20 protein-coding genes and 2 pseudogenes are annotated in these 25,244 nt (G+C 73.7%); 6 read left to right on the top strand and 16 right to left on the bottom strand.

Annotation, left to right across the window (positions count from 1 at the left end; genetic code table 11):
• Positions 1 to 127 precede the first annotated feature (127 nt).
• Both ACGF3A_RS39525 and ACGF3A_RS39520 read right to left on the bottom strand, forming a co-directional pair.
• On the bottom strand, positions 128 to 304 hold the full coding sequence (locus ACGF3A_RS39525; protein ID WP_393735382.1) for a hypothetical protein: 177 nt from the start codon (positions 302 to 304) through the stop codon (positions 128 to 130).
• Complete coding sequence (locus ACGF3A_RS39520; protein WP_393735381.1) at positions 301 to 2,145, bottom strand: hypothetical protein; 1,845 nt, start codon at positions 2,143 to 2,145, stop codon at positions 301 to 303. Before ACGF3A_RS39520 ends, ACGF3A_RS39525 begins: the two co-directional genes overlap by 4 nt.
• Positions 2,146 to 2,320: 175 nt before the next feature.
• On the opposite strand from ACGF3A_RS39520, the gene ACGF3A_RS39515 reads away from it, so the two are divergent.
• Both ACGF3A_RS39515 and ACGF3A_RS39510 read left to right on the top strand, forming a co-directional pair.
• Positions 2,321 to 2,767 carry a YchJ family protein gene (locus ACGF3A_RS39515; protein WP_393735380.1) on the top strand — a complete coding sequence of 149 codons (447 nt, stop codon included), beginning with the start codon at positions 2,321 to 2,323 and terminating at the stop codon, positions 2,765 to 2,767.
• Positions 2,768 to 2,855: 88 nt separating this feature from the next.
• Positions 2,856 to 3,642: pseudogene (locus ACGF3A_RS39510) on the top strand (SDR family NAD(P)-dependent oxidoreductase).
• A 21-nt stretch (positions 3,643 to 3,663) separates the two neighbouring features.
• On the opposite strand, the gene ACGF3A_RS39505 reads toward ACGF3A_RS39510, so the two are convergent.
• From ACGF3A_RS39505 to ACGF3A_RS39470, 8 genes and pseudogenes are all read right to left on the bottom strand, one after another.
• Positions 3,664 to 4,266, bottom strand: a complete 603-nt coding sequence (locus ACGF3A_RS39505) for a YdeI family protein (protein WP_393735379.1) — start codon at positions 4,264 to 4,266, stop codon at positions 3,664 to 3,666.
• Between the two features lie 226 nt (positions 4,267 to 4,492).
• A complete protein-coding gene (locus tag ACGF3A_RS39500) occupies positions 4,493 to 5,488 on the bottom strand; it encodes a helix-turn-helix domain-containing protein (protein WP_393735378.1) in 996 nt (331 codons plus the stop codon).
• Between the two features lie 73 nt (positions 5,489 to 5,561).
• Positions 5,562 to 6,784 (bottom strand): annotated as a pseudogene (locus ACGF3A_RS39495) (anhydro-N-acetylmuramic acid kinase).
• 33 nt (positions 6,785 to 6,817) lie between these two features.
• Positions 6,818 to 8,170, bottom strand: a complete 1,353-nt coding sequence (locus tag ACGF3A_RS39490; protein ID WP_393735377.1) for an MFS transporter — start codon at positions 8,168 to 8,170, stop codon at positions 6,818 to 6,820.
• 75 nt (positions 8,171 to 8,245) lie between these two features.
• Positions 8,246 to 9,640: a glutamate decarboxylase gene (locus tag ACGF3A_RS39485; RefSeq protein ID WP_393735376.1), complete on the bottom strand. Its 1,395-nt coding sequence runs from the start codon at positions 9,638 to 9,640 to the stop codon at positions 8,246 to 8,248.
• 94 nt (positions 9,641 to 9,734) lie between these two features.
• Positions 9,735 to 10,991, bottom strand: a complete 1,257-nt coding sequence (locus tag ACGF3A_RS39480; protein ID WP_393735375.1) for a saccharopine dehydrogenase family protein — start codon at positions 10,989 to 10,991, stop codon at positions 9,735 to 9,737.
• Between the two features lie 5 nt (positions 10,992 to 10,996).
• The gene (locus tag ACGF3A_RS39475; RefSeq protein WP_393735374.1) at positions 10,997 to 11,935 is read right to left on the bottom strand and encodes a DNA-formamidopyrimidine glycosylase family protein; all 939 of its coding nucleotides are present in this window, start codon (positions 11,933 to 11,935) and stop codon (positions 10,997 to 10,999) included.
• 19 nt (positions 11,936 to 11,954) lie between these two features.
• The gene (locus ACGF3A_RS39470) at positions 11,955 to 12,380 is read right to left on the bottom strand and encodes an OsmC family peroxiredoxin (protein WP_393735373.1); all 426 of its coding nucleotides are present in this window, start codon (positions 12,378 to 12,380) and stop codon (positions 11,955 to 11,957) included.
• A 133-nt stretch (positions 12,381 to 12,513) separates the two neighbouring features.
• Here ACGF3A_RS39470 and ACGF3A_RS39465 point away from each other — a divergent pair, with 133 nt between their 5' ends.
• Positions 12,514 to 15,987, top strand: a complete 3,474-nt coding sequence (locus ACGF3A_RS39465; RefSeq protein ID WP_393735372.1) for an ATP-binding protein — start codon at positions 12,514 to 12,516, stop codon at positions 15,985 to 15,987.
• Positions 15,988 to 16,173: 186 nt separating this feature from the next.
• Here the strand turns inward: ACGF3A_RS39465 and ACGF3A_RS39460 are convergent, their stop codons facing one another.
• The 4 genes from ACGF3A_RS39460 to ACGF3A_RS39445 all read right to left on the bottom strand — a co-directional run bounded on the left by ACGF3A_RS39460 (position 16,174) and on the right by ACGF3A_RS39445 (position 19,923).
• A complete protein-coding gene (locus ACGF3A_RS39460) occupies positions 16,174 to 17,073 on the bottom strand; it encodes an ABC transporter permease (protein WP_393735371.1) in 900 nt (299 codons plus the stop codon).
• Positions 17,070 to 18,104: an ATP-binding cassette domain-containing protein gene (locus tag ACGF3A_RS39455; RefSeq protein ID WP_393735370.1), complete on the bottom strand. Its 1,035-nt coding sequence runs from the start codon at positions 18,102 to 18,104 to the stop codon at positions 17,070 to 17,072. Before ACGF3A_RS39455 ends, ACGF3A_RS39460 begins: the two co-directional genes overlap by 4 nt.
• Positions 18,105 to 18,123: 19 nt before the next feature.
• Positions 18,124 to 18,693, bottom strand: coding sequence for an NADPH-dependent FMN reductase (locus ACGF3A_RS39450; RefSeq protein WP_393735369.1), 570 nt, complete (start codon positions 18,691 to 18,693; stop codon positions 18,124 to 18,126).
• Positions 18,694 to 18,873: 180 nt separating this feature from the next.
• Positions 18,874 to 19,923: an LLM class flavin-dependent oxidoreductase gene (locus ACGF3A_RS39445; RefSeq protein ID WP_393735368.1), complete on the bottom strand. Its 1,050-nt coding sequence runs from the start codon at positions 19,921 to 19,923 to the stop codon at positions 18,874 to 18,876.
• A 364-nt stretch (positions 19,924 to 20,287) separates the two neighbouring features.
• Here ACGF3A_RS39445 and ACGF3A_RS39440 point away from each other — a divergent pair, with 364 nt between their 5' ends.
• Both ACGF3A_RS39440 and ACGF3A_RS39435 read left to right on the top strand, forming a co-directional pair.
• The gene (locus ACGF3A_RS39440) at positions 20,288 to 20,878 is read left to right on the top strand and encodes a glycoside hydrolase family 25 protein (protein ID WP_393735367.1); all 591 of its coding nucleotides are present in this window, start codon (positions 20,288 to 20,290) and stop codon (positions 20,876 to 20,878) included.
• An 84-nt stretch (positions 20,879 to 20,962) separates the two neighbouring features.
• On the top strand, positions 20,963 to 21,280 hold the full coding sequence (locus ACGF3A_RS39435; RefSeq protein WP_393735366.1) for a hypothetical protein: 318 nt from the start codon (positions 20,963 to 20,965) through the stop codon (positions 21,278 to 21,280).
• 18 nt (positions 21,281 to 21,298) lie between these two features.
• On the opposite strand, the gene ACGF3A_RS39430 is transcribed toward ACGF3A_RS39435, so the two are convergent.
• On the bottom strand, positions 21,299 to 22,972 hold the full coding sequence (locus ACGF3A_RS39430) for a CoA transferase (protein WP_393735365.1): 1,674 nt from the start codon (positions 22,970 to 22,972) through the stop codon (positions 21,299 to 21,301).
• A gap of 72 nt (positions 22,973 to 23,044) precedes the next feature.
• Between ACGF3A_RS39430 and ACGF3A_RS39425 the strand changes: the two genes are divergently transcribed.
• Complete coding sequence (locus ACGF3A_RS39425; protein WP_393735364.1) at positions 23,045 to 24,217, top strand: oxidoreductase; 1,173 nt, start codon at positions 23,045 to 23,047, stop codon at positions 24,215 to 24,217.
• Between the two features lie 21 nt (positions 24,218 to 24,238).
• On the opposite strand, the gene ACGF3A_RS39420 is transcribed toward ACGF3A_RS39425, so the two are convergent.
• Complete coding sequence (locus tag ACGF3A_RS39420; protein ID WP_393735363.1) at positions 24,239 to 25,222, bottom strand: LysR family transcriptional regulator; 984 nt, start codon at positions 25,220 to 25,222, stop codon at positions 24,239 to 24,241.
• Positions 25,223 to 25,244 lie beyond the last annotated feature (22 nt).

Here is a 25,244-nt window from a genome sequence, read left to right as displayed (position 1 = left end):
GTGGCGGCGGGTACCGCTGGGTCGGCGTACCGGCCGGGGAGCCGAGGGTGCCGTTCCTCGTCCCTGCGCAGCGGTACGGCCCGTGTGCCGTGCGGGCGGTTCTCCTCTGCCCTGTCGGCTAGTTCGGTCACTCGGGGCTCCTCTCCGCGAGGGCGATGCGGGTGAGGGGTGGGGTGGCGGCGGGTACCGCTGGGTCGGCGTACCGGCCGGGGAGCCGAGGGTGCCGTTCCTCGTCCCTGCGCAGCGGTACGGCCCGTGTGCCGTGCGGGCCGTTCTCTTGCGCCCTGTCGGCTAGTTCGGTCACTCCGGGCTCCCCTCCACCAGGACGACGCGGACGACGGACGGCACGGCGGCCGAGACCGCCGGGTCGGCGCACGACGGCAGTGCCACCGGGCGTACGCCCGCCGCCGCGAGCGCCGCCACGAGCCCCGGCTCGCGCCGGGCGCTGCCGGGCGGCGCGTCTCGTGGCGGGCCGCGCAGCTCCTCGGGGAGCGCGCCCGCCACGTGCGGCGCGTACTCCGGCTCGCCCTCCGTCGCCGACTGCCAGGCCAGCAGCGCGAGTCCGAGCGCCTCGGCGCGCGCCTCGTCCCGGCGCGCGCCGCAGCGCAGCGCCACCGTCACGCCGTCCAGCGTGACCGCGAACGCCGGAAGGCCGCCGAGCACCGCCGACAGCTCGTGGACCCGCACCTCCAGCCCCGTCGCGCGCAGCAGCGCGTACGCCTCCGTGTGCGCGCCCCCGGACTCCGGGAACGGCGTGCGCCACTCGCCCAGCCGCGCCGCGAGCAGCCGCTCGGCGAGCGCCCGTACGCCGTGGAACGCGGCCTCCGGCACGCTGAGCCCGCCCGCCGTCACGGTCGTCCCCTCGCCGCCCGGCGGGGACGGGACCTCGCACGGCGTGCCCGTGCGCAGGTCCCAGCCGCACTCGGCCCGGCCGGGCTCCGCCGCCGCGCCCTCCAGCCGCGCGGCGCGGGCGGCGAGAGCTGTGAGGACTGCCCGTTCGCGCGCCTCCTCCCGCGTACGGCCGTGGCCGCCGACGACCAGCGCGCCGCCCCTCGGCACCCGGACCTCGGCCCGGCACGTCCACCACGGGTGCTGCGCCCACGCCCCCGAGCCGACCGCGCGCAGCACGCCCGTACGCGCGTCGGTCAGCAGCGCCGCGCGCCGCTCCAGCTCCCCGCGCGACAGGCCGGGCGCGGCCCACCACGCCGCGACCTCCGCCGCCGTACGCCCCGCGACCGGCCGTACGGGCCCCGGGTCCCGGTGCGTGACCACGTGCTCCGAGGCGGTGAGCGCCTGCGGATCGACGCGTACGGCGTGCGCCGGGCGGCCGTCCTCGCCCTCCAGCCCCGTCAGATGCCGCAGGCACACCAGCACCACCTGCGCGGCGACGACGGCGCGCGCGGTGGCGTCGAGCGCGTCCAGCGGGTGCGTGCCCAGCTCGGCCGGGGGAGAGGGGCCGCCCACCGGGCCGATCCACACCGCGTCGCACCCGGCGGCGACGCGGCACAGCACGCCCTCCGCCGGGGGCTGCCCGTCCGAGGGCTGTTCGTCGTCGGCGAGCCGTACGCGCAGCTCGTACGGCGGCATGGGCGCGGCGGCGGGCGCGCGGCGCACCGTCACCTCCTGGAGCGCGTCCCTGCGCGCCGTGTCCGCGAGGCGCCGCAGCGGCTCGACGGGCGCGCCGTCCGGGACGGTCACCTCCACCGTCCGCCACCCGGAACGCAGCCCGAGCCGCACCACCTCCGCCAGCAGCGGGCCGTCCCCGGAGAGGGCGACGCGGGCGGCCCGGAGCCGTTCGAAGCGGTGCTCGGCGGAGTCGGCCGCGTACCGGAGGAAGGCCAGCTGCTCGGCGTAGAGCCGCTGTTCGTCGGCGCTCAGGCCGTGCGGCCGCTCCGGTGCAGCGTCCCGTACGAACCCGCCCTCGGCGAGCGCGCCGACCAGCCGCTCGACGGTCTCCCGCTGCTCGGGCGCCAGCGCCTCGACCAGCTCGGCGAGGCTGTGCTCGCCGGTCAGGAAGGGCGCGAGGCGGTCGAGCCAGGCGTGCAGATGGGGGCCGGGCAGCAGGGCGCCGCCGTGCGGGGCGTGGACGTAGGTGCCGTCGGGCCGTTCCAGGAAGCGCACATGGTCGCGCAGGCGTGGCCGCATGGAAGCCGCCTCCTCATCCGTCGACGTCCTCAGCGCGTGACTGCCACGGCTGGCCCCGGACATGCGCGGCACGCGCCGGATTCGCCGCAACGAGTGGTACCGACGGGGGCCCGGGTCGGTCCGGGGCGGTCCGGGGCGGCCGTGGAGGAAGGGGGCGGTCGGAGAGGATGGGGGCATGTCCCGACGACGTTCCCAGCCCCGCCGTACGCCCGCCCCGTCCTCGCGGTCCGCCGCGTCCGTCGCTCCGTCCGCGCCGTGCCCCTGCGGGCTGTCCGCGAGCTACGGCGCGTGCTGCGGGCGCTTCCACCGCGGGGAGGCCGCGGCGCCGACCGCGGAGGCGCTGATGCGCTCGCGCTACGCGGCGTTCGCCGTCGGCGACGAGGCCTACCTGCTGCGCACCTGGCACCCCTCCACCCGCCCCGACCGCGTCGACCCCTCGGAGGGGCCGCGCTGGACGGGGCTGGAGATCCTGGGGACGACGGCGGGCAGCGCGTTCCACACGGAGGGCACGGTGACGTTCCGCGCGCACTACACGGCGCAGGGGCGGGCGGGCACGCAGGAGGAGCACAGCAGGTTCGTCCGGCACGAGGGCGCCTGGGTCTATCTGGACGCCGTGGGCTGAGTCACCGACCCCCCCGCCCCGTCGACTACACGTGTAGTATTCCTTTCCTCGGATACTACTGCTGTAGTTGATGGAGGGGTGATCAGCCATGACCACGTACGGAACGGTGGACGGGGCGGCGGAAGGCCGGCTGCGCGGCAAGGTCGCGCTCGTGACCGGGGCCGCCTCGGGGATCGGCCGGGCGGCCGCCACGCGGATGGCGGCGCAGGGCGCCAGCGTCGTGCTCGCCGACTGGCGCGGCCCGGAGGCCGAGCGCGTGGGGAAGGAGATCACCGCGGCCGGGGGCACGGCGCTCGCGGTGACGGCCGACGTGACGAAGGACGACGAGGTCGCGGCGCTCGTCCGCGCCACCGAGGAGGCCTTCGGCGGCCTCGACGTCGCCTTCAACAACGCGGGGGAGTTCGGCCCCATGGGCCAGGTCGACGAGATGAGCCCCGAGGAGTGGACGGCGGACGTCACCGCCCTGCTGACCAGCGTGTTCCTTCCGCTGCGCCACGAGATACCGGCCATGCGGCGGCGGCAGCGTCGTCAACACCGCCTCGACGCTCGGTGTCGTCGGCATCTCCGGCGGCATCAGCTCCTACACGGCGGGCAAGCACGGCGTGATCGGCCTGACGAAGGCCGCCGCGCTGGAGTACGCGCACGCGAACATCCGGGTGAACGCCCTCGCCCTGGGCACCGTGGACACCCCCAGGTACCGCGCCTTCGTCGGCGACAGTCAGGAGACGCTGGACCTCCTCGACGGGCTCCACCCGCTGGGCCGTATCGGGACGGCGGAGGAGGCCGCCTCCGCTGTGGTCTATCTCGCGGGGGACGAGGCGGCGTTCTTCACCGGGTCGGTCCTCGTCATGGACGGCGGCTGGACCGCCCGGTGAGCGCGCGGCTTCTGGGGACGCTCAGTGCAGCGTGCGGCCCTCGCTGAGCATCGTCACGTACTGCTCGATGCGGCGGGCGCGGGTCTCCGGGCGCTTCGCGTCGTGGAGGCGGTGGAGGATCGCGTACCGGTTGCGGCCGTCGAGCGTCGCGAAGAACGTGCGCGCCGCCTCGTTCGCGTCCAGCGCCGCCTGGAGGTCGTCGGGGACGGTGGCCTGGCTCGGGCTCGCGTACGCCGCCTCCCAGCGGCCGTCGGCGCGTGCCCGCTCGACCTCGCGCAGTCCGGCCGGGCGCATCAGACCGCGCTCGATCAGCTCCGTGGCCCGCTCCCGGTTGATCTTCGACCACTTGCTGCGGGCGCGGCGCGGGGTGAACTTCTGCAGCCAGTACGTCTCGTCGAGGCGGCGGGACTGCCCGTCGATCCAGCCGTAGCAGAGGGCGACCTCGACCGCCTCGGCGTACGTGACGCTGGCGATCCCCGTGCCCTTCTTGGCGAGCTTGACCCAGACCCCGTCCTCCTCGCCGTGCCGCTCCTCCAGCCACGTCTCCCACGCGGCGCGCGAGGCGAACGGCAGGGTGGGCAGCTCCGGGGGACCGGCGGGGGCGGAGGCGGGGGTGCGCGTCATGAGCACATGCAAGCCGAGCCCATACGTTCGGTCAACCGCTGTCCCGGACACGCCTCCCACCTGCGTGGACAGCCGGGTCATGTCCCGGACGCCGTCCGTCCGTTGCGGTCCGGGCGGCGGCCGCCGAGTCTGATCGGTGCCGGGTACAGCGCACGGCGGTGACGCCCTCACGGTACGGGGGGAGGGCGTCACCGGCGTCGCGTCATCGCGCGTCACCCGCGTCGCGTCACGGTGCCGGTTCGACGCGGAAGTGCTGGGCCCGCTCGTCAGCGCACCGCCGCGCCACCGCCTCCGCCCCCTCGTCCCCGGAGCCGCCCCTGATGGCCACGCACCGCTTCCCGTCGATCCGTAAGGCGTACGTGTCCGGGCCGGGCCCCGCGGGCTCGAAGCGGAAGAGGGTCGCCTTGCCGCAGGCGTCCCACGGCTCCAGCAGGCCCGAACCGGGGCCGTGCTCAAGAACCTTGAGGCAGCCCTTGCCGAACTCGGGGTGGTGCCACTCGATGCGGTGCGCCCCCGAGCCGGGCACGGGCCGTACCACCGTCTTCTGCGGCGCCGTCCGGTCGCACGGCCGCTGGACGGCGACGAGCGATTCGTACCGTCCGTCGTCGACACGGCCGTCCGTCAGGCAGAGCCGGGGCGCCGAGAGCGGCCGGATACGGACCGCGCCGCGCGCCGGCCCTTCCGCGTCCCCTGAGCCCTTCCCGGCGGACGGGCTCCGTCCGGGCGAGGGCGACCCCGGCCCGGACCGCTCCGACGAGGTGTCCGCGCCCGTGCCGCCGACCCGGTCGCCGCTGTCGCCCGCGCCGTTGCCCGAGGCCAGCAGCCAGACCGTGGTGACGAGCAGCACCGCGGCGACGATCGAGACGGGGACGGTCAGCCTGCGCGGATTGGGCAGCCGCGGCGCCTCCTCGTACGGTGGCGGATCGTTTCCCTCCGTGGGCGGCCGGGCCGCGAGCCGGTCTCTGGCCTCCAGCCACGCCGTCAGCCGGTCGCCGTCGCCGCACGCCCGTACGTACGAGGCCAGCAGCTCGTGCCGGGGGAGCGTCCGGCCGCGCAGCATGGCCGACACCGTGCTGCGGGGCAGCGGATCGCCGCTCCGCGCCGCCCGCTCCTCCAGCTGACGGTAGGTCAGCCCCGAACGGGCCCGCAGCTCCTTCAGCAGCCCCAGGAACTCCGCCGTGCTCCGTGCGCCGTCCGGGTTCAACTCGTCCTCGACCCCCATGAACCGCATCCTTACGGCACACCGGGCCCAACGGCAACGCCGGTTTCCGGCCTCTTCAACGGCTTCAACGGCTTCAACGGCCCGTTCCCGACGGTGTCCCCGCAGCCCCCGCCACCCGCAGCCGCGTCGGCGCCACCGGCGCCCCCGGCGGCGCCTGCGGCAGCCGCAGCCCGTCGGCGCCCGGCGTCAGCGAGCCGAGCACACTCGGGTGCCGGGCACCCGTGAGCCCCGGCGCCGTGCCCGGCAGCCCGTGCGCGGTGAGCCAGCCCAGCACCGCGAACACGTACGCCTCCTTCGCGTCCGACGGCAGGCCCAGCGCGTCCGAGGCCCGTACGGGGATCCCGGGCCCCAGCTCGGCCGCGAGCGCCGCCATCAGCACCGGGTTACGGGTGCCGCCGCCCGAGGCGAGGATCTCCGTCGCGCCGTGCGCCCGTACGGCGTCGGCGACCGTACGGGCGGTGAGCGCGGTCAGCGTCGCGAGCACGTCCTCCGGCGCGAGTGGTGTGACCGGCCCGCAGGCGTCCAGCGCGCGCGCAGATACCCGGAGTGGAACAGCTCCTTGCCGGTCGTCTTCGGCGCGGGCAGCGCGTAGTACGGCTCGGCCAGCAGCCGGGCCAGGAGCGGCGCGTGGACGGCGCCGCGTGCCGCGAGGGCGCCGTCCCTGTCGTACCCGGCGCCGCTGTCCGTCAGTTCGCGCACGGCGGCGTCGAGCAGCGCGTTGCCCGGGCCCGTGTCGTGGGCGAGGCCGCCGACGGTGAGGTTCGCGATGCCGCCGATGTTCAGCGCGGCGGGCACGCCGGGCCGCCCCCGCAGCCACATGCCGTCGACCAGACCCACCAGCGGAGCACCTTGCCCTCCGGCCGCGACGTCGCGCGGGCGGAAGTCGGAGACGACGGTGCGGCCCGTCGCCTCCGCGATCCACGCGGGCTGCCCGATCTGGAGCGTGCCCCGCACCTGTCCGCCGCCCTCGGTCCAGTGGTAGACGGTCTGGCCGTGCGAGGCGATCAGCTCGGCGCGCCCGCCGCACAGTTCGCGGTCGGCGCGCACCGCCAGGGCCCCGAACGCCTGCCCGATGAGGGTGTCCAGGCGGCACACCTCGCCGAGCGTCGTCACCTGCGGCGGAAGCGCCCCTTCCAGCGCCGCCCGCAGCTCCCCGTCGTAACGCGCGCTCACCATGCCGAGCGGGGTGAGCACGAGCGTGCCGTCCCCCGTGCCGTCCTCCTCCGCCGTCAGTTCGGCGGCGGCCGCGTCCACGGCGTCGTACGAGGTCCCGGACATCATCCCGATCACGATCAACGCGCACTCCCTCTCCTCGGTCAGCGGTGCGGTCTACCGCAGCGCCTTGCGGTGGGCGTCCCCGCGCAGGCCCGCGAGGGCGAGGACGCTCACGGCGCACGTCGCGGCCGCGTAGTACGCCGGGATGTCCACGCTGCCCGTCCGTTCGATCACCTTGGTGATGATGAGCCCCGCGCAGCCCGAGAACACCGCGTTGGACAGCGCGTACGCCAGGCCAAGGCCGGTGTAGCGCACGTCCGTCGGGAACATCTCGGCGAGCATCGCCGGGCCGGGGCCCGCCATCAGGCCGACGACCGCGCCCGCCGCGAAGAGCGCCAGCGCCTTCCACCAGTCCGAGACCCCCTCGTCCTGGAGGAGGTTCAGCAGTGGCAACGACGCGACCACGACCAGCGCGGCGCCCGCGAGCATCGGCGCGCGCCGCCCGACGCGGTCGCTCAGCGCGCCCGCGGGGAGGATCGAGGCGGCGAAGCCGAGGTTCGCCACGACGGTGGCGAGCAGCGCCTGTTGGAAGCTCGCGTTCAGCGAGCTCTGCAGATACGCGGGCAGGACCACCAGGAACGTGTAGCCCGCCGCCGACCACCCCATCAGCCGCGCCGCGCCCAGCGCGATGGCCCGTACGACCTCTCCCGTACGGGCCGTGCGCGCCGGGACCCGGTCCGGGGCGGCCGCCGCCTCCCGACGGAACGCGGGCGTCTCGTCCAGGCGCAGCCGCAGCCAGAGCGCGACGCCGCCCAGCGGCAGTGTCAGCAGGAACGGCAGCCGCCACCCCCAGCTCTCCAGGTTGTGCTCCGTCAGCACCGTCGCCAGCAGCGCCGCCGCGCCCGCGCCTCCCAGCAGGCCCAGCGCCACCGTGAACGACTGCCACGCGCCGTACCGCCCCCGCTTGCCGTCCGGCGCGAACTCCGTCATCAGCGACACCGCGCCGCCGAACTCACCGCCCGCCGACAGGCCCTGGACGATCCGCAGCAGCGTCAGCAGCCAGGGCGCCGCCGCGCCCGCCGTGGCGTACGTCGGCAGCACGCCGATCAGCGTGGTCGCGCCCGTCATCAGGCAGATCACCAGGATCAGCGTCGGCCGCCGCCCGATACGGTCGCCGATCCGGCCGAAGAGGGCCGCGCCGACGGGCCGGAAGAAGAACGCCAGCCCGAACGACGCGTACGTCTTGATGAGGCCCTCGACGTCGCTGCCGCCCTCCGGCGTGAAGAACCGCGCGGCGATGATCGTCGCGAAGTAGCCGTAGACGCCGAACTCGTACCACTCGATGAAGTTGCCGACGGAACCGGCGACCAGGGCACGGCGCCGGGCGCCCGCGGGGGCGTCAGGGCTGCCGGAGGTGCCCGGCACCGTGTCGTTCTCGTGACCGTCGTCGTGCGCGCGCAGGACCATGCTGCCTCCGGGGAGCGGCCAGTTGGCTCGACCCCGGCATGATGCCCCGCCGTCGGCGTGGTCAGTGCTTTCCGGTCAGTGATGGAAGCCGACGCGGGGCGCGCTCGCGCCGGGGCCCGAACCGCGCAGCCGCTCCACGGACGTACGGAGGTCCTCGAAGAACAGGTCCGCCTTGTCGCGGCTGATGCCGTGCCGGATCAGGACGCGCTGGATCACGGTCTCCCCGCGGTCCGGCGGCAGCGGATACGCGGGCACCTGCCAGCCGCGCATCCGGAGCTGGTCGGACAGGTCGTAGAGGGAGAAGCCCGGATCCGGGTCCGTGAGGGTGTACGAGAGCGCGGGCAGGGCGCCCTTCCCGTCGTACAGGACCGTGAACGGACCCGCGTCGGCGATCTTCCCGGCGAGCGCCGCCGCCGTGTCCGCGCAGCTCTGGTGGACCTGCCGGTAGCCCTCCTTGCCGAGCCGCAGCAGCAGCGCGTACTGCGAGATGACCGAGCCGCCCGGACGGGAGAAGTTGAGGGCGAACGTGGGCATGTTCCCGCCCAGGTAGGAGACGTGGAAGACCAACTCCTCCGGCAGCATCTCCGCGTCCCGCCACACCGCCCAGCCCACGCCGAGCGGCGCCAGCCCGTACTTGTGGCCCGAGGCGTTGATGGACACCACGCGCGGCAGCCGGAAGTCCCACTCCAGGTCCGGGTGGAGGAACGGGGCGACGAAGCCGCCGCTCGCCGCGTCGATGTGCAGCGGGACGTCGAGGCCCGTCTCCCGCTGGATCGCGTCCAGCGCCTCGGAGAACTCCCGCACCGGCTCGTAGTCGCAGGTGTACGTGACGCCGAGGATCGCGACGACGCCGATCGTGTTCTCGTCCACGTACGCGCGCAGCTGTTCGGGCCGCATGCCCGTCGCCTCCGGCTGCAGCGGGACCTGGCGCAACTCGACGTCGAAGTAGCGCGCGAACTTCTCCCAGCACACCTGCACCGGTCCGCACACCAGGTTCGGCCGGTCGACGGGCTTGCCCGCGGCCTCGCGCGCCTTGCGCCACCGCCACTTCATGGCCAGCCCGCCCAGCATCGCCGCCTCGCTCGAACCGGTGGTCGAGCAGCCCACGGCGTCGCCCTGCTCGGGCGCGTGCCACAGGTTCGCGAGCATCCGCACGCACCGGCTCTCGATCTCGGCGGTCTGCGGGTACTCGTCCTTGTCGATCATGTTCTTGACGAGGCTGATGTCCATCAGCGAGTGCACCTGGGACGCGCTCCAGGTGGTGCAGAACGTCGCCAGGTTCTGCGCCGCGTTCCCGTCCATGTCCAGCTCGTCCTTGACGAGCTGGCACACCGTGTCGGGATCGTGCGGCCCCTCCGGGATCCGGTGCTTGGGAAGCTCCCGGGTGCTCAGGGGATGCGCGTAGATGTCGGTCGGCTCCGCGGGCTCGGATCCGGGACGCGAGCCACCGTTGACCTTGGAGATCGCCATGCGGGCGATGCTAGGCCCGGGTGACCGCCCCCGGCACCCCCGCGGGGGCCGGGTGGGGGCCCGCCGAGTGGGGGGTGGGAGTGGGGGTGGGGGCTCAGATCTCGTACTCCTCCACGACCCGGAAGCCCAGCCCCGAGGCGACCAGGCGCTCCGTCAGGGCACCGCCCATCGCGACCGCCGGGGTGACCTGGCCCGACGTCTCCGGGAGGGTGTCGAGGGCCAGGCACAGGGCCGCTTCGGAGAGCATGCGGGACGTCTCGTCGTAGCCCGGGTCGCCGCCCGAGACCTCCGTGACGACGCGGCGGCCGCCGCCCTCGCCGAAGAAGCGCACCGAGAACCAGCTCCGTGCCCGCCGCTCCGGATCGGGCCCGTCACCGGGCTCCAGCCGCGAGGAGAGGTACTTGCGCAGCGACGGCAGCTGCGCCGCGGCGAACGACGCCCCGGCGCCCGCGACCGCGCCCACCGTGAGCGGCAGGCTCCGCAGCGCCGCGTACTCGCTGTAGCGGAAGCGCGGCCCGTAGCGCTCCAGCGCCGCGGCGGAACGCCCGACGACCTGCGCGTCGATCGTCGGCAACGGCACGGCCCACGCGTCCAGTTCCGTGTACGCCGGGGTCCGCGAGATCCGGCCCAGCGGCGTCCGTACGCTGCGGCCCTCCGGGCGCGGATCGGCCGCCCGCCGCGCCTTGGCCACCTTCGCCATCCGGTCGGCCCGCGAGAAGGCCAGCAGCGTGCTCGCGTAGGTCCCGCCGGAGAACGTCGCGTTCGTCCGTACGTACGCCTCGACGCTCAGCGGCACGCCCTCCGGCAGCCGCTCCACGGTGAAGAGCGTCCCCAGGTCGTGCGGCACCGAGTCGAAACCGCACGTGTGGACGATACGGGCGCCGGTCTCGCGGGCCCGCGAGTGGTGGCGCAGATACATCAGGTCGACGAACTCGGGCTCGCCCGCGAGGTCCACGTAGTCCGTGCCCTCCTCGGCGCAGGCGGCGACGAGCGCCGAGCCGTAGCGGATGTACGGGCCGACGGTCGTGGCCACCACGCGGGTACGGGCGGCGAGTTCGCGCAGGGACGCCGGGTCCGTCACATCGGCGCGGACCAGGGGCAGCGCCCCGGGCTCCTCCAGACCGGGGTTGATCCCGGCGAGCCGGTGGCGCAGGGCCTCCAGCTTGGCCGTGTCCCGGCCCGCGACCGCCCAGCGGCAGCCCTCCGGGGCGTGCCGTGCCAGATACTCGGCGGTGAGGGAGCCGGTGAATCCGGTCGCCCCGATCAGGACGACGTCGAACTCGCGGTCCTTCTTCGGCTGGCTGCTCTTGGACTGGCTGCTCTTGGGCTGGGCGGCGGGCTCGTGAGGCATGGGGCTCATTTCAGCAGACGGGACATCCGGCGGTCGGCCAGGGGCTTCCCGCCGGTCTGACAAGTCGGGCAGTACTCCAGCGAGGAGTCCCGGAACGACACCGACCGGACGGTGTCCCCGCACACCGGACACGGCTCCCCGGCCCGGCCGTGCACCCGCAGCCCCATCCGCTTGCCCGCCTTCAGCTCCGCCGCCGACAGCCCCCGCGCCCGCTCCACGGCGGCGGTGAGGGTGGCCAGCAGCGCGGCGTACAGCCCGGAGATCTCGTCCTCCGTCAGCTCGTCCGCCACCTTGAAGGGGGACATCTTCGCGGCGTGCAGGATCTCGTCCGAATACGCGTTCCCGATACCGGAGATCACCGACTGGTCGCGCAACAGGCCCTTGATCCGGTGCCGCTGGCCTCTCAGGAGCCCCGCGAACTCCTCCCGCGTGAAGGAGTCCGCGAGCGGATCGGGACCGAGGCGGGCGACACCGGGAATGCCGGCCGGATCGCGGACCACGTACACCGCCAGACGCTTCTGGGTGCCCGCCTCGGTGAGATCGAAACCGCCGCCCTCCGCGAGCTCCACGCGGAGCGCGAGCGGCCCCTTCCCGGGGCGCGGCGGCGCCGCCGGGAAGCTGTCCTTCCACTGCAGCCACCCGGCACGGGCGAGGTGGACGACCAGCCACAGGCCGCCGCCCGCCCCGCCCCGGCCGGTGGACCTCGGCGGTTCCGCCGGTTCCGCCGCTTCGGCCGGTTCCGCCGGTTTCGTGCCGAGCTCCATGCCGAGGAACTTGCCGTACCGGGCCACGCCCGTGAACGTCCGCCCCTCCAGGGCGCCCAGCGGCGGGTCGTACGTCTTCAGCACGCTCACCGCGACCGGCAGCGCGCGTGCGACGGCACGGCCCGTCAGCCGCTCCTCCAGGAAGCCGCGCAGGGCCTCGACCTCCGGCAGCTCCGGCATGGTCCCGACTCCCTCCGGCTCAGGCCAGCTTGGCCTCGTGCGTGATGGTGGTGCCCGCCAGCGCCTGGCTCACCGGGCAGTTCTTCGCCGCCTCCCCGGCGGCGGCCGCGAACCCGGCCTCGTCCAGACCCGGCACCTCGCCCTGCACGGTCAGGTGGATGCCGGTGATGCCCGTGCCCGGCTGGAACGTGACGTCGGCCTGCGTCGTGAGACGGGTGGGCGGGGTGCCCGCGCTGTTCAGGCCGTTGGAGAGCGCCATCGAGAAGCAGCTCGAGTGCGCCGCCGCGATCAGCTCCTCGGGGCTCGTCTTCCCGCCCGGCTGCTCGGAGCGCGCGGGCCACGAGACCGGGTGGTCGCCGATGCCGGACGAGTCGAAGGTGACGACGCCGGACCCCTCCGTCAGATTGTCGTTCCAGACGGTGTGGGCGGTGCGTGTGGTCGCCATGGAGAACCTCTCCGCTCTGGTGATGATGTGTGGTTGTGCGGGACGTGCGTACCCGATCCTCCTGCTTCGGCTCCAGGACCGCGAATCCTGGCGCGCCGGGCGCTGTCAGAGGGCTCCTTTACTCTCTCTTGGTATGGGACGAGAGCTGCGAGAGCTGATCGGGCGGCAGCATCCCGCGGGGGAGCTGAGTGCCGAGACCCACCGTGCCGTGCGGAGCCACGGGGGGCTGGTGCTGGTCACCGGCGAGGCCGGGATAGGGAAGACCTCGCTGGTCGCCCAGGCCGCCGACGAGGCGCGGCAGCTCGGCGCGCTCGTGCTCGGCGGCTCGTGCTGGGACTCGCACACCGCGCCGGGGTACTGGCCGTGGACCCAGGTCATGCGCGGCCTCCGGCGCGCCGCCACCCCGGAGGAGTGGGAGGCGGCGGGCGCCGCGGCCCGGGCGGCGGGCGAGGGCTGCCTGCCCGTGCTGCTGGGGGAGACGGGCGCGGTGTCGCGGGCGACGGGCGGTGTGTCCGGCGGTGTGTCCGGTGGCGCGTCCAGTGGCGCGTCCGGTGGCGTGTCCGGCGGGGGAGAGGACATGTTCCGCTTCCAGGACGCGGTCACGGCCGTGCTGGTCGCCGTCGCGCAGAGCCGCCCGCTCGTGGTCGTCCTGGACGACCTGCACTGGGCCGACGGCGACTCGCTGCGGCTGCTGGAGTTCGCCGCCCAGCACACCTGGTTCGAGCGCCTGCTGCTCATCGGCACGTACCGGGACGTCGAGGTGGAGACCCCCGGCCACCCGCTGCGCCCCCTCATGATGCCGCTGCTCGCGAAGGCGACGACGCTCACGCTCACCGGCCTCGGCCGCGAGGAGACCGGCCTGCTCATGGCGCGTACGACGGGGGTCGAGCCCGACGCCGACCTCGTCACCGAGGTCCAGGAGCGCACGGGCGGGAACCCGTTCTTCGTCGAGCAGACCGCGCGCCTCTGGCACAGCGGCGGCTCGGTCGGCGCCGTCGCGCCCGGCGTCCGCGACGCGCTCCAGCGGCGTCTCTCCCTGCTGCCCGAGGCCGTCACCGGACTGCTCACCGCGGCCGCCGTCCTCGGCCGCCGCTTCCACCGCAGGCGCCTCGCCGCCGTCGCCGCGCAGCCCGTGCCGAGAGTGGACAGGCTGCTGGACCAGGCCGTCGCCGCGCGGCTCGTGACCGTCGAGGGCGGCGGCACCTTCGCCTTCGCGCACGACCTGGTCCGCGAGACGCTGTACGACGGGCTGGACCCGGCCGAGGCCCGCGCCCTGCACGCCACAGCCGTCCACGCGGCCGTTCACCCGGCCGTCCGCGCCGACGGTGGCGGCGGCGTCACCGCACGCGACCCGCACCTCCTCCCCGCCGACCTGGCCCGGCACGGCTATCTCGCGGGCGACGCGCTCGACCCCCGCCACGTCGTGAAGCTGCTGACGGACGCGGCCAACGACGCGTACGACAGGCTCGCCACCGAGGAAGCCGTAGGCCACCGCCGCCGCGCCCTGGAGCGCGTCCCCGAGGAGGACCCGCGCACCCGCGTCGTCATCGGCCTGACGCTCGGCGCCGAGCTGCACCGCGGCGGCGAGCCCGACGAGGCCTGGGAGGTCCTGGCCCGCGCCACCGCCCTCGCCCGCGAGCTGGACGATTCCGCACTGCTGGGCAGGGCAGCCCTCACCGCGTACCGCACCGGGGACATCTGGAGCCGCGCCGCATGGACCGAGGACCTGCTGCGCGAGGCCCACGCCAGACTCCTCCCGGAGGACGGGGAGGCGGACGGCCCGCGGCGCGGCCGTACGGCGTTCCTGGACCAGCTCGTCGAGGAGCTGTCCGTCCGCCTCGCCGCCCTCGTCCGGGAGAACGGGGACGACGAGGCGCTCAGCTTCGGCCTCTGGGTGCGGCACGACGTGATCTGGGGCCCCGGCACCGCTGCCGAACGGGCCGCGCTGACCAGCGAGATGATGGGCGCCGCCCGCCGCTCAGGGGACTCCCCCATGGAGGCCCTCGCGAGCAGCCTGCGCTGGGTCGCCCTGCTGGAGCAGGGCGACCCCCGCTACCTCGAGCAGTACCACGCGATGCTCAAGGCCACCGAGCGGACGACCCTGCCGCGCGGCCGGATGCTGGCCTGTGCCGACCGCGGCATCCTCGCCGCCCACCGCGGCCGCTTCGCCGAGGCCCAGGAGAACTACGACCGGGCGTTCACCGAGGACATGCTCTGCCACACCGAGTCTGCCTACCTCGGACGCCATCTGCGCTGGTCCCTGCTCCTGCTCCAGGGCCGCTTCGACGAACTGGCCCGGCTGCACGAGACGATAGGAGAGCACGGCCACCCCGACCCCCGGCTGCTGGAGGCCCTCACCGCGATCCAGAGCCTCTGCGCCGGAGGCGACGCGGCATACGGCGAGGGCGGCGGTGCGACGGCGAGAGACAGCGCCCCGGCGCTCCGGACGGCCCTCGCCTACGTCGGGGAGACGCTGACCGGCGGGGAGGAATTCCCCCGCGGCACCAAGGCGATGTGGCTCCGCCTCTTCGCCCAGACAGCGGCGCTCTCCGGAGACCCCGCCCTCGTCGCACGGGCCCGTGCCGACCTCGCCCCCTACCTCGGCGAATGGGCCGTCGCCGCCTACGGATGCGACATCGGCGGCCCCTTCGTCCTCTGGTCCGCCCTCCTCGACGCCGCGCACGGCGACCATGACGCCGCCGTCGACGGCCTCACCGCCGCACTCCGCACCGCCGACCAACTCGGCCTCCACACCTGGTCCCTGGAGGCCCGCTCCTACCTCGGCGGCGCCCTCCTCGCCCGCGACGCCCCCGGCGACGCCCGCCAGGCCGAGGACCTCCTCGCCCTGGCGGAGCGCGAGGCGACCGACCTCGGCATGCGCCACATCGTCCGCCGCGTCCAGGACACCAGGACCCGGGCAGCGGTCCGCCAGCACCCCACATCCCTGACGGCCGCCCCGGAAGAGACGCCCACGGACGGACCGGCCGCCCCCGCACCCGAGGGCACGGCCTTCGTCCCGGCCCAGGCTCAGGCCCCGACCCCGGCCCCGGCCCCGGCCCCCGAGGGCGAGTTCCAGCGCGAGGGCTCCGTATGGAAGCTCGGCTTCGCGGGGCGGGTCATCCATATGCCGGACGCCAAGGGGCTGCGGGACCTGCATCTGCTGCTGAGCAGCCCCGGCACCGACCTCCCCGCGGCGCGGCTGCTCAGCCCGGAGGGCGAGGAGGAAGTCGTCGCCGCCCACACCATGGGCGGTGACGCCGTGCTCGACGACGAGGCCAAGCAGCGGTACGCCCGCCATCTCGCGACCCTCGACGAGGAGATCGACCGCGCGGTGACCCGCGGCGACGACGCACGCGCCGCGGAGTTCGACCGCGAGCGCGACGCCCTCCTCGCCGAACTCCGAGCCGCCACCGGCCTGGCAGGCCGCACCCGCCGCCTCGGCGACGGTGCGGAACGGGCCCGTAAGACGGTCACCGCCCGCATCCGCGACACCCTCCGCAAGCTCGACACCCGCCACCCCGAACTGGCCGCCCACCTGCGCGGCGCGGTCTCCACCGGGATGGTCTGCCGCTACATGCCGGAGCGGCCCGTCACCTGGCGGCTGTGAAGCCTGCCGGGCGAGGGGCCGCTCTCCCCGAGGGGCACGGGCGGGCACGGGCGGACGGGTGGCCACGGGTGGCCGCGGGTGGACGGGTGGCCAGGTACCGGCGCGGGCGTACGCACCGTGTGCGTGAGCCGGTATGCGGGCGGGTCCGCGCCCGTGCACGTGGCCGCGTGTGCGGCCACGCGCGCGTCACTTGCGGTTGTAGATCCGCATCGTCAGCGTCCCGAAGACGGCGATGAGCGCACCGCCCGAGACCAGGGTCCAGGTGATCTCCGACCCGTTCCAGGTCCCCGCCATCAAGTCCCGCACCGCGGCGACCAGATGCGCGACCGGATTGACGTCCACGAACGCCTGGAGCCACCCCGGCATGGTCTCCGGCTCCACCAGGATGTTGCTCAGGAAGGTCATGGGGAACAGCACCATCATGCTGACGCCCATCACCGACTTCTCCGAGCGCAGCAGCAGCCCGAACATCGTCCAGATCCACGAGAACGCGAACGAGAACGCCACCAGCAGCACCACCCCCGCCAGCACCCCGAGCGCCCCGCCCTCCGGACGGAAGCCCATGATCAGGCCGACCACGAGAATGACGACCGACGCCATCGTGTACCGCGCGGCGTCGCCCAGCAGATAGCCCACCATCGGCGCGGGCCGCCATATCGGGAGCGTACGGAAACGGTCGAAGACGCCCTTCTCGATGTCCGTGTTGACCGCCACGCCCGTGTACATCGTCGTCATGATGACGCTCATCACCATGATCCCCGGCAACAGGAACTGCAGATAGTCCGACGTCGAACCCGCGAGCGCGCCCCCGAAGAGATACGTGAACATCAACGTCATCATGATCGGAAAGGCCGTCACATCGAAGAGCTGCTCCGGCACATGCTTGATCTTCAGCATGGACCGCCAGCCGAACGTCGCGGACACCGACAGCGCACTCGGCCTCGACGGCCGATCGGTGGTGAGGAACACCGCGGCGAGCTGCTCGGCCTCGACCGGAGGCAGCTCCCCTTCCCGAAGCTCGCCGTTCGCCGCGCCCGCGCGGCTCGGACTGGTCTCACTGGGCGCGCTGGTCGATGTGGTGCTCATGCCGCTGCTCCCTTGAACTCCGTGGACGTCCCGTCACGGTTCGGTCGGCCGGTGTCGGTCAGGGCCAGGAAGACCTCGTCGAGGCTGGGCTGGCCCAGTGAGAAGTCGTCGACCGTGATGCCGTGCGCCGCCAGCTCGCCCAGCGCACGGGACGCCCGCGTCGCCGCCCCCGCGCCGTCGTCCTCGCCGCCCACCCGTGCGGTCAGCGCCACCGGATCCGACTCCCACTGGACGTGCGCCCCCAGCTCCCGCGCCAGCACCTCGCCGGCCTCGGCCCGCTGCCCCGGATCGCGCAGCCGCACATGCACCGAGCCCGCGCCGACCGAGGACTTGAGCTGCCCCGGCGTGCCCTCCGCGATCACCTTGCCGTGGTCGATCACCGCGATGCGGCCCGCCAACTGGTCGGCCTCCTCCAGATACTGCGTCGTCAGCAGCACCGTCGTGCCCTGCGCGACCACCGCGCGCACGATGTCCCACACCTGGTTGCGGCTGCGCGGATCCAGGCCCGTCGTCGGCTCGTCCAGGAACAGCAGATCCGGGGTATTGAGAATGCTCGCCGCGATGTCGATACGGCGGCGCATCCCGCCCGAATAATTCTTCACCTGGCGGTCCGCCGCCTCCGCGAGGCCGAACGCGTCCAGCAGCTGGCGCGCCCGCTCCCTGCCCCTGACCTTGCCGTGCCCCAGCAGCCGGGCGAGCAGCACCAGGTTCTCCACGCCGGTCAGATCCTCGTCCACCGACGCGTACTGCCCCGTGAGGCTGACCCGGGAGCGGACCGCGTCCGCCTCACGCAGCACGTCGTGCCCGAAGACCCGGGCCTCGCCGCCGTCCGGCCGCAGCAGGGTGGCGAGCATCTTCACCGCGGTGGTCTTGCCCGCCCCGTTGGGCCCCAGCACCCCGTACACCGTGCCCGGCGGGACCGCGAGGTCGACACCGTCCACCGCCCGGTTCTCCCCGAACACTTTCACCAGCCCCGACGTCTCGATCGCCAGGGAATCCGAGGGCGATCCTCCGCCCTTGCTCTTGCTCATCTTCGAAGTCCTTTCGTGGTCACATGCAGTACGGCCGCGAGGCGCGCCCCTCGCGCAAGGTGAGCCCCCACCAGGCGAGCTGACGGAGCAGCGCCTCGGCTGAGCGCGCGCTCCCCTCCGCGTCGCGGGGCCCGAGCAGATCGAGGCCCACGCAGTCGCGCAGCGTGACGGTGTGCAGCTCGGTGAAGACCGCACGCAGATGCGTGACCGCGTGCGTGCCTATGGAGTGCGATCCGTACGACACGAAGCCGACGGGCTTGGCCTGCCACTCGTCATAGGCGAAGTCGATCGCCTGCTTCAGCGAGGCCGGATAGCTGTGGTTGTACTCCGGGGTGACGATCACGAACGCCTCCGCGGCGTCCACCCGGTCCGTGAACTTCATGACCTCCGGCGTCGGCCCCTCGGGATAACGCTCGGGGAAATGGAAGTCCGCGAGATCCACGAGATCGACGGAGAGATCCTCCTGCCCGCGGGCGAGCTCCGTGAACCAGTCGGCGATCACCTTGCCCTCACGGCCCTGGCGCGTGCTGCCGATGATCACCGCGACCCGCAGCGGCTCTTCGTCCGTCTCCGACCGGGTGTGCGACATGGGCGCCTCCCTCCTTGCTCGCTCTCGCAGCGGCCACAGCGGCCGTACACCCGAAGGGCGCGAGATCACAGCAAGCGGGCCGCGAGAACGAATCTCGCGGCCCGCGGGGTCGCCGCCAGACGGCGCATGGCGGCTGTCGCCCGGCGCAATCAGATGTGCGGGGCGGGGTGGCGCGGGGCGTCAGGGCAGGGCGGGCATGATCTTGTCGTGGATCAGCCGCAGTTGGGCGTTCACGTCCGCCACACCCACCAGGTCCCGCCCCGTGAACGCCTTCACCAGCGTCCGGTCCGTCAGCGCGCAGATGATGTGGTTCACGCCCGACGGCGCGATCTGCGAGTGGATCTTCTCCGCGCACTCCTCCGGCGTCCCCGCGATCGACAGCCGGTCCGCCAGCTCCGGGGATGTCAGTTCGATGCCCCGCGCCAGGTCGCCCGCGCCGATCGCCTCGACGATGGGCTTGAGTTCGCCCGGATCCACACCGTTCCGGATCAGCTGCTCCTCCGGCATCGACGAGGCGTAGATGCCCACCATGCTGCGGGCCGCGTCCTTCGCCGCCGCCGAGTCCGGCCCCGTCGCGAACACCACCCAGGCCCCGATGTCCAGCGACGTCCAGTCCTTGCCCGCCTTCTCGGCGCCCGCCCTGATGTGCTGGACCGCGTAGTCGTACGCCTCGCGCGTGTAGCTCAGCGCGTGATGGCAGCCGTCCGACAGCTCACCCGCCGCCTCGAACGAGCGGGGGCCGCGCATCGCGCCCAGCTTCAGCGGCACCCTGTCCTGCACGGGCCGCGCGAAGGTGAACAGACCGTTGTACGAGTAGAACTCGCCCTCGCGCGTGATCGTCCCCTCGTCCAGCAGCGTACGGACGACCGCCAGCGCCTCCTTCGTGCGCGAGAGCGGCTTGGTGCGCGCCCAGTCGATCCCGTACTGCGCGAGCAGCCCGAAGTTCCCGCTGGACAGCACGGCTTCGGCCCGCCCGTCCGACAGCTCGTCCAGCGTCGCCACGGCCTGGGCTATCAGCGAGGGCTCGCGCAGCGTCACGGGCGCCACGCTCGGCCCGAACCGGATCCGCTCGGTCTGCCCCGCCGCAGCGGCGAACAGCAGCCACATGTCCTTGTGCCAGGTCTCATCGGCGGCGTAACAGGCGTAGAAGCCCAGTTCGTCTGCGAGCCTGATCGAGGCCAGCGACTCCTGGAGCGGGTAGTCGGGGAGCATCGCGTAACTGAACTTCATGACGGTGCGACCTCTCTTGACGGACGAGCAGGTGTGTTGCCATGGCACGTTCGCAGCGGATTATGCCGACCTGTACGGCTCCCGGGGAGGGTCCGGACCACGCTCGCTGCCGGAAGAGCGATTCGAGGTGAACGATTCTCCGGGTGTTCACGTAATGAGTGTCGTGCAACTCCCGCGCTGAGCGTGGGGTATTCACATTTGCGGCCACGGTGGGTCGGTTCTGTCACAAAGGGCACACACCGTGTCGACCAATCCTCTGGCGACAAGTTGCACGCGATGTAAAGGGCTTGGCCCAAGTGGTACATGTGACCGGCAGGCGGGTATCACCCGGGGAAGCGCATGGAATCAAGGAAGGTGGTCACTCTTGATCAAAGGAATCGACGTCGCCTCGTATCAGCGCGAGGACTACAGCACGAAGGGCATGGACTTCGTGATCGTGAAAGCGACCGAAGGCAAGTCGTATTTCAACCCTAAGCATCACGCACAGGTGAAAACGGGGCGTGAAGCCGGGCTCGTGACCGGCTTCTATCATTTCGTCAGGCCCGGCAGCATGAAGACGCAGGCCGACTATTTCCTGTCGAAGATCAAGCTGGTCGCGGGGGACGTCCTGGCGCTCGACTGGGAGGACACCGGGGTCAGCAACGCGCAGAAGGACGCCTGGATCAAGTACGTGCAGGAGAAGCGGCCCGAGCACAAGGTGCTGCTGTACTGCAACGTGAATTTCTGGCTCAACAGGGACACGACATCCTTTGCCGGGGACGGGCTCTGGATAGCGCACTACAACGGGAAGCCGGGAAAGCCCGGGGTCAAGCATCCGTGGCGCTTCCACCAGTACACGAGCAAGCCGATCGACACCAATCTCGGCAATTTCGAGAGCCGAGAGGCTCTGCGGGAATGGGCCGGTGGTGCCAAGGCTCCCTCCGACGGCGGCGAAGAGGGCGGATCGGAGAGTTAGCGGGCCGGTGGGAAGGGCTGGCCGGGGAGCTGGAGCGGGGGCTCAGCCTGCCCGGTGTCAGGGGTGACGTATACGCTCGCCTGCATGCCGGAAGCCAACTCATCCCCCGCACCGCAGGTCCACGAGGACAGGCCCGGCCTCACGCCGCGTCAGGCGCGGCGCGTCCGGATCGTCCTCTCCGCGACCGTCATGCTCGTCGTCGCCGTCGCGCTGGTGATCCGGCTCGGCACGGCGCCGTCCGTGCTGACCGTGGGGTTCTACGGCATCGCGCTCACCCTGTCCGGCACAGCCATCGTGCTGAGCCGCCGTGGGCGCACCCGGGTGGCGACGGCCGTGCTCGGACTGGGGTTCGTGCTGGTGCTGCTCGGCGAGTGGATGCTGGGCTTCCCCGGCGGGATGTGATGCCCCGTCGGAAGGGGGTCAGCTCCAGGTGCTGGTGTCCCTTCCGGGCAGCCCTGGCATCCGGGGCCAGGCGGTCGGGCTGTGCTTGCCGAAGGTGACGGGGGAGCGTACGTGGTGGAGGCGCCCGAGCGGGCTGTCGGCCTCGGCCGTCCACGGCGCGGGGTCGAACGCGTGCGCGGGGCCCGTCCCCGGTTCCCTGGGCAGTTCGTGCAGCAGCCAGTCCGCCGTACGGGCCAGGGCGAGGCGGACGACGCGGGAGCCGCCCGTTCCGGTGCGCTGTTCGGTGAGGGACCGCAGCAGCGCCCCCGCGAGCAGGTAGCCGCTGCCGTGGTCGAGCGCCTGTGCGGGCATCGCGCCGGGCGTGTCCTCGGCGCCCCCACTCTCGGCGGGGCGTGCCTCGGCCTCGATACGGGCGATGCCCGTCGCGGCCTGGACGAGGCTGTCGAAGCCGCGGCGGCGCTGCCAGGGGCCGGAGTTGCCCCAGGCGCAGAGTTGCCCGACGACCAGTCCGGGGCGCCGGTCGGCGAGTGACTCGGGGGCGAGGCCGAACCGGTCGAGCGCGCCGGGCCGGTACCCGGTGACGACGACATGGGCCGAGGCGAGCAGCTCCTCGAAGGTGGCCTGGCCGGAACGGCTGGCCAGGTCGAGGGCGGTGGAGCGCTTGCCGAGGCCCGTGTCGGCGTAGGTGTCGGCGAGTTCGGGGTACTGGGGCGGGTCGATGCGGAGCACGTCGGCGCCGAGCAGCCCGAGCGTACGGGTGGCGACGGGGCCCGCCAGGACGCGGGTGAGGTCGAGGACGCGGAGCCCCTGGAGTCCGCCGGGGCCCGGGCGGCCGTCGAGGGGGAGCGGCGGGGCGTTGTCGAGCCTGCCGGCGGCGACGAGCGGCGCGCCTGCGGCGGCGGCGCGCTGGGGGTGTGCGAGCCAGGCGCTGGGCGTGCGGACGGCGACCGCGAGCCCGCCCGCCGCGCACACGCTGTCCTCGACCTCGGCGGCCTCGCGGCCCGCGAGTTCGGCGGCGACCTTGGCGACGAACGCCTCGTCGTCGGAGGAGGCGGCGGAGGTGGCGGAGGTGGCGGAGGCGCCGGTGTCTCCCTCCGTGCCGAGGCCGAGCGCGGTGAGGAGGCGGGCGCGGTGGTGGGGGTAGTTGGCGTGGGTGCGCACCCAGCCGTCGGAGGTGCGCCAGAAGCGGGAGAGCGGCGCGAAGTTGACCGGGTCACGGCCGTCGATGCGCAGGTGCCGTTCGCTGTGGAACGCGGCGGCCACGGCGCCGTCGTCGACATGGACGGAGGGCAGGACCGCGCTGCGCTCGCGGACGCAGGAGAACTCGGCGGCGGCGAGCGCGCACGCGGTCACCGTGGCGCCCGCCATCTCCTGCACGGGCAGCGCGGAGGGCAGCAGCCCGGCGCGGCGGGTGCGGGAGACGCGGGCCAGCAGCGCGGGGTCACCGCCGAGCGCCGCCCACGCGCGCGCCCCAGCGCCCCCGCCGGACTCTCCAGATTCTCCGGACTCTCCGGCTTCCCGGGTCTCCAGGGCTTCTGGGGCTTCCGCGTGCCCGGTGCAGCTCCCTTCGCTGTGCGCACTCGCTCCGTTCGTGCCTGGTTTTCCGGCATCCGTGCTGCTGGTGCCGGATGTGCCGGGGGCTGTGGCCGCTTCCGCGACTCCGTCCTCACCTGCCGCTGAAAACTGATCCATGCGGCACATTTTCGCACCGGAAGGCCCCGGTCCGGGTGACGTGGGTCCCTGTGTGGGCTAGGTTCCACCGCCATGAGGGGCGAGGGGATTGTGAGCGGCAGGGGACGGACGAGGCGCGTGCGCGTCCTTGGGCTGGGCGGCGCGGCGGCGGTGACGGCGCTGGTCACGGCGGTGAGCGCGGCTCCTGCGCAGGCCGGTGCGGCGTCGGGAGAGGACGCGGTGCCAAGTGCGAACGCGCGTACGGACGCACGTACGGGCCCCGGCTGGTCGCTCAAGCACGACGGCGGCGAGTCCCGGTTCCGCGGCCTGTCGGCGGTCAGCCGTTCGACGGCATGGGTCGCGGGCAGCGGCGGTACGGTGCTGCGCACCCGGGACGGCGGCGCGAGCTGGAAGGACGTCTCCCCGCCCGGGGCCAAGGGGCTGGAGCTGCGCGACATCGAGACGTTCGGGCCCCGGCGTGCCCTGGCCCTGGCCATCGGCGAGGGCGACGCCTCGCGCGTGTTCCGTACGGAGGACGGCGGCGCGCACTGGAAGGAGACCTTCCGTAACGACGACCCGGCCGCCTTCTACAACTGCATGACCTTCTTCGACGACCGCAACGGCCTCACCGTCGGCGACCCCGTGGACGGCAAGTTCCGCGTGCTCACGACGCGCGACGGAGGCCGGAACTGGCGTGTCCTGCCGTCCGGCGGGATGCCGCCCGCGCTGAAGGGCGAGGCCAACTTCGCGGCGAGCGGCCAGTGCCTGACCAGCGCCGGAAGCCGGGACGTATGGATGGCCACGGGCGGCGGCGAGAAGGCGCGGGTCTTCCGCTCCGCCGACCGCGGGCGGCACTGGACGGTCACGGACACGCCGCTCCCGGGGGCGGAGCCCGCGCGGGGCGTCTTCGGGCTGACGTTCCGCGACACGCGGCACGGACTGGCCGTGGGCGGCGACTACGAGCCCGGCGAATCGTCGCCGGACGCCTCGGCCACCACGGGCGACGGGGGCGCGCACTGGAAGCGGAGCGCCCGCCCCGTGCCCGAGTACCGCTCCGGCGTCACCTGGCTGCCGCACGCCCGCCGGACGGCGCTCGCGGTGGGACCCACGGGTTCGGACCTGACGCTGGACGGCGGACGGAGCTGGCGGACGTTCGACAAGGGCTCGTACGACACCGTGGACTGCGCGCCCGACTTCGGGTGCTGGGCCTCGGGCGAGAAGGGCCGCATCGCGCGCCTGGAACCGGGCGGCCAGGGCACGCGCTGAACTGCCGTCCCGGGGGCTCGCTCATCCGTCCTGAGCGAGCCCCGCAATCTCCTCGATCCCCGCGATCTCCGCGAGCCCTGACGCCCGCGCGTACGCCTCGGCCGCGTCCCGCAGTGCCGTGAGGCCGCGCGCGACAGGGGGCTGCAGTTCGCTCCCGCGCCGTACGCACGCGACGATGCGCCGTACGGGCAGCGGGCGGCCCCGCAGGGGTACGCGTGTGACGGGGAATCCCGTGGGTCCCGTGGGTACGGGCGCGAGGCGCGGGATCAGACAGATCCCGAAACCGTGTGCGACGAGCGTGACGACGGCAGGCCAGTCGACGGCCGCGTGGGCCAGGCGCGGGGTGAATCCGGCGGCGGCGCAGGCGGTGAGCAGCAACTGGTGCTGGTCCTGCGGGTCTCCGGCACGTATCCAGGTCTCGCCCGCCGCCTCGTCGAGCCGTACGCCCTCGTGTGCGCGGTCCGCGAGGGTGTGGCCGTGCGGGACGAGCAGGTCCTGCGGGTCGCTGAGCAGGGTGTGCTGGGTGAACCGGGGGTCGTCGGGCGGGGGCCCGGCGGGTGTGGGGAGGACGACGGCGATGTCGGCCTCTCCGGTCAGCAGCAGCCCGTAGCGGTCCTGGTCGGGGTCCTCGGCGACGGTCACGTCGAGGCCGGGCGCCTCGTCCCGCAGGCGGGCCGCGGCGGGGACGACGAGCGCGGTGAGCGCGGTCGCGACCCCGGTGACGCGCAGGTGTCCGGCGCTGCCCGCGCGGTGGGCCGCGAGGTCGGCCGCGGCTTCCTCCCAGCGCGCGTGGAGGGCGTCCGCGTGGCGCAGCAGGGCGTGCGCGGCGGGCGTGAGCCGGACGTTGCGCCCCTCGTGCTCCAGCAGGACGAGGTCCAGCCGCGCGGCGAGCTGGCGCAGTTGCTGGGAGACGGTGGACGGGGTGAGGTGCAGCGCGGCGGCCGTCGCGGTGACGGTGCCGCGCTCGCGCAGCACCCGCAGGGTCTGCAGCCGGGGGTCGATCATCACCCCATCCTGCGGCAACCAT

The sequence above is a fragment of the Streptomyces sp. NPDC048172 genome (assembly GCF_043202595.1).
In the GTDB taxonomy this organism is placed as follows: Bacteria; Actinomycetota; Actinomycetes; order Streptomycetales; family Streptomycetaceae; genus Streptomyces.
This window is presented reverse-complemented; position numbering and strand designations above follow the sequence as displayed.

What these genes read in the sequence shown, in the direction of transcription:
- ACGF3A_RS39485 (WP_393735376.1), bottom strand. Translation starts at nt 9,640, where the DNA reads ATGGCGATCTCCAAGGTCAACGGTGGCTCGCGTCCCGGATCCGAGCCC.
- ACGF3A_RS39460 (WP_393735371.1), bottom strand. Translation starts at nt 17,073, where the DNA reads ATGAGCACCACATCGACCAGCGCGCCCAGTGAGACCAGTCCGAGCCGC.
- ACGF3A_RS39480 (WP_393735375.1), bottom strand. Translation starts at nt 10,991, where the DNA reads ATGCCTCACGAGCCCGCCGCCCAGCCCAAGAGCAGCCAGTCCAAGAGC.
- ACGF3A_RS39455 (WP_393735370.1), bottom strand. Translation starts at nt 18,104, where the DNA reads ATGAGCAAGAGCAAGGGCGGAGGATCGCCCTCGGATTCCCTGGCGATC.
- ACGF3A_RS39520 (WP_393735381.1), bottom strand. Translation starts at nt 2,145, where the DNA reads ATGCGGCCACGCCTGCGCGACCATGTGCGCTTCCTGGAACGGCCCGAC.
- ACGF3A_RS39445 (WP_393735368.1), bottom strand. Translation starts at nt 19,923, where the DNA reads ATGAAGTTCAGTTACGCGATGCTCCCCGACTACCCGCTCCAGGAGTCG.
- ACGF3A_RS39425 (WP_393735364.1), top strand. Translation starts at nt 23,045, where the DNA reads ATGAGGGGCGAGGGGATTGTGAGCGGCAGGGGACGGACGAGGCGCGTG.
- ACGF3A_RS39465 (WP_393735372.1), top strand. Translation starts at nt 12,514, where the DNA reads ATGGGACGAGAGCTGCGAGAGCTGATCGGGCGGCAGCATCCCGCGGGG.
- ACGF3A_RS39475 (WP_393735374.1), bottom strand. Translation starts at nt 11,935, where the DNA reads ATGCCGGAGCTGCCGGAGGTCGAGGCCCTGCGCGGCTTCCTGGAGGAG.
- ACGF3A_RS39500 (WP_393735378.1), bottom strand. Translation starts at nt 5,488, where the DNA reads ATGGGGGTCGAGGACGAGTTGAACCCGGACGGCGCACGGAGCACGGCG.
- ACGF3A_RS39430 (WP_393735365.1), bottom strand. Translation starts at nt 22,972, where the DNA reads ATGGATCAGTTTTCAGCGGCAGGTGAGGACGGAGTCGCGGAAGCGGCC.
- ACGF3A_RS39470 (WP_393735373.1), bottom strand. Translation starts at nt 12,380, where the DNA reads ATGGCGACCACACGCACCGCCCACACCGTCTGGAACGACAATCTGACG.
- ACGF3A_RS39435 (WP_393735366.1), top strand. Translation starts at nt 20,963, where the DNA reads ATGCCGGAAGCCAACTCATCCCCCGCACCGCAGGTCCACGAGGACAGG.
- ACGF3A_RS39420 (WP_393735363.1), bottom strand. Translation starts at nt 25,222, where the DNA reads ATGATCGACCCCCGGCTGCAGACCCTGCGGGTGCTGCGCGAGCGCGGC.
- ACGF3A_RS39505 (WP_393735379.1), bottom strand. Translation starts at nt 4,266, where the DNA reads ATGACGCGCACCCCCGCCTCCGCCCCCGCCGGTCCCCCGGAGCTGCCC.
- ACGF3A_RS39515 (WP_393735380.1), top strand. Translation starts at nt 2,321, where the DNA reads ATGTCCCGACGACGTTCCCAGCCCCGCCGTACGCCCGCCCCGTCCTCG.
- ACGF3A_RS39490 (WP_393735377.1), bottom strand. Translation starts at nt 8,170, where the DNA reads ATGGTCCTGCGCGCGCACGACGACGGTCACGAGAACGACACGGTGCCG.
- ACGF3A_RS39450 (WP_393735369.1), bottom strand. Translation starts at nt 18,693, where the DNA reads ATGTCGCACACCCGGTCGGAGACGGACGAAGAGCCGCTGCGGGTCGCG.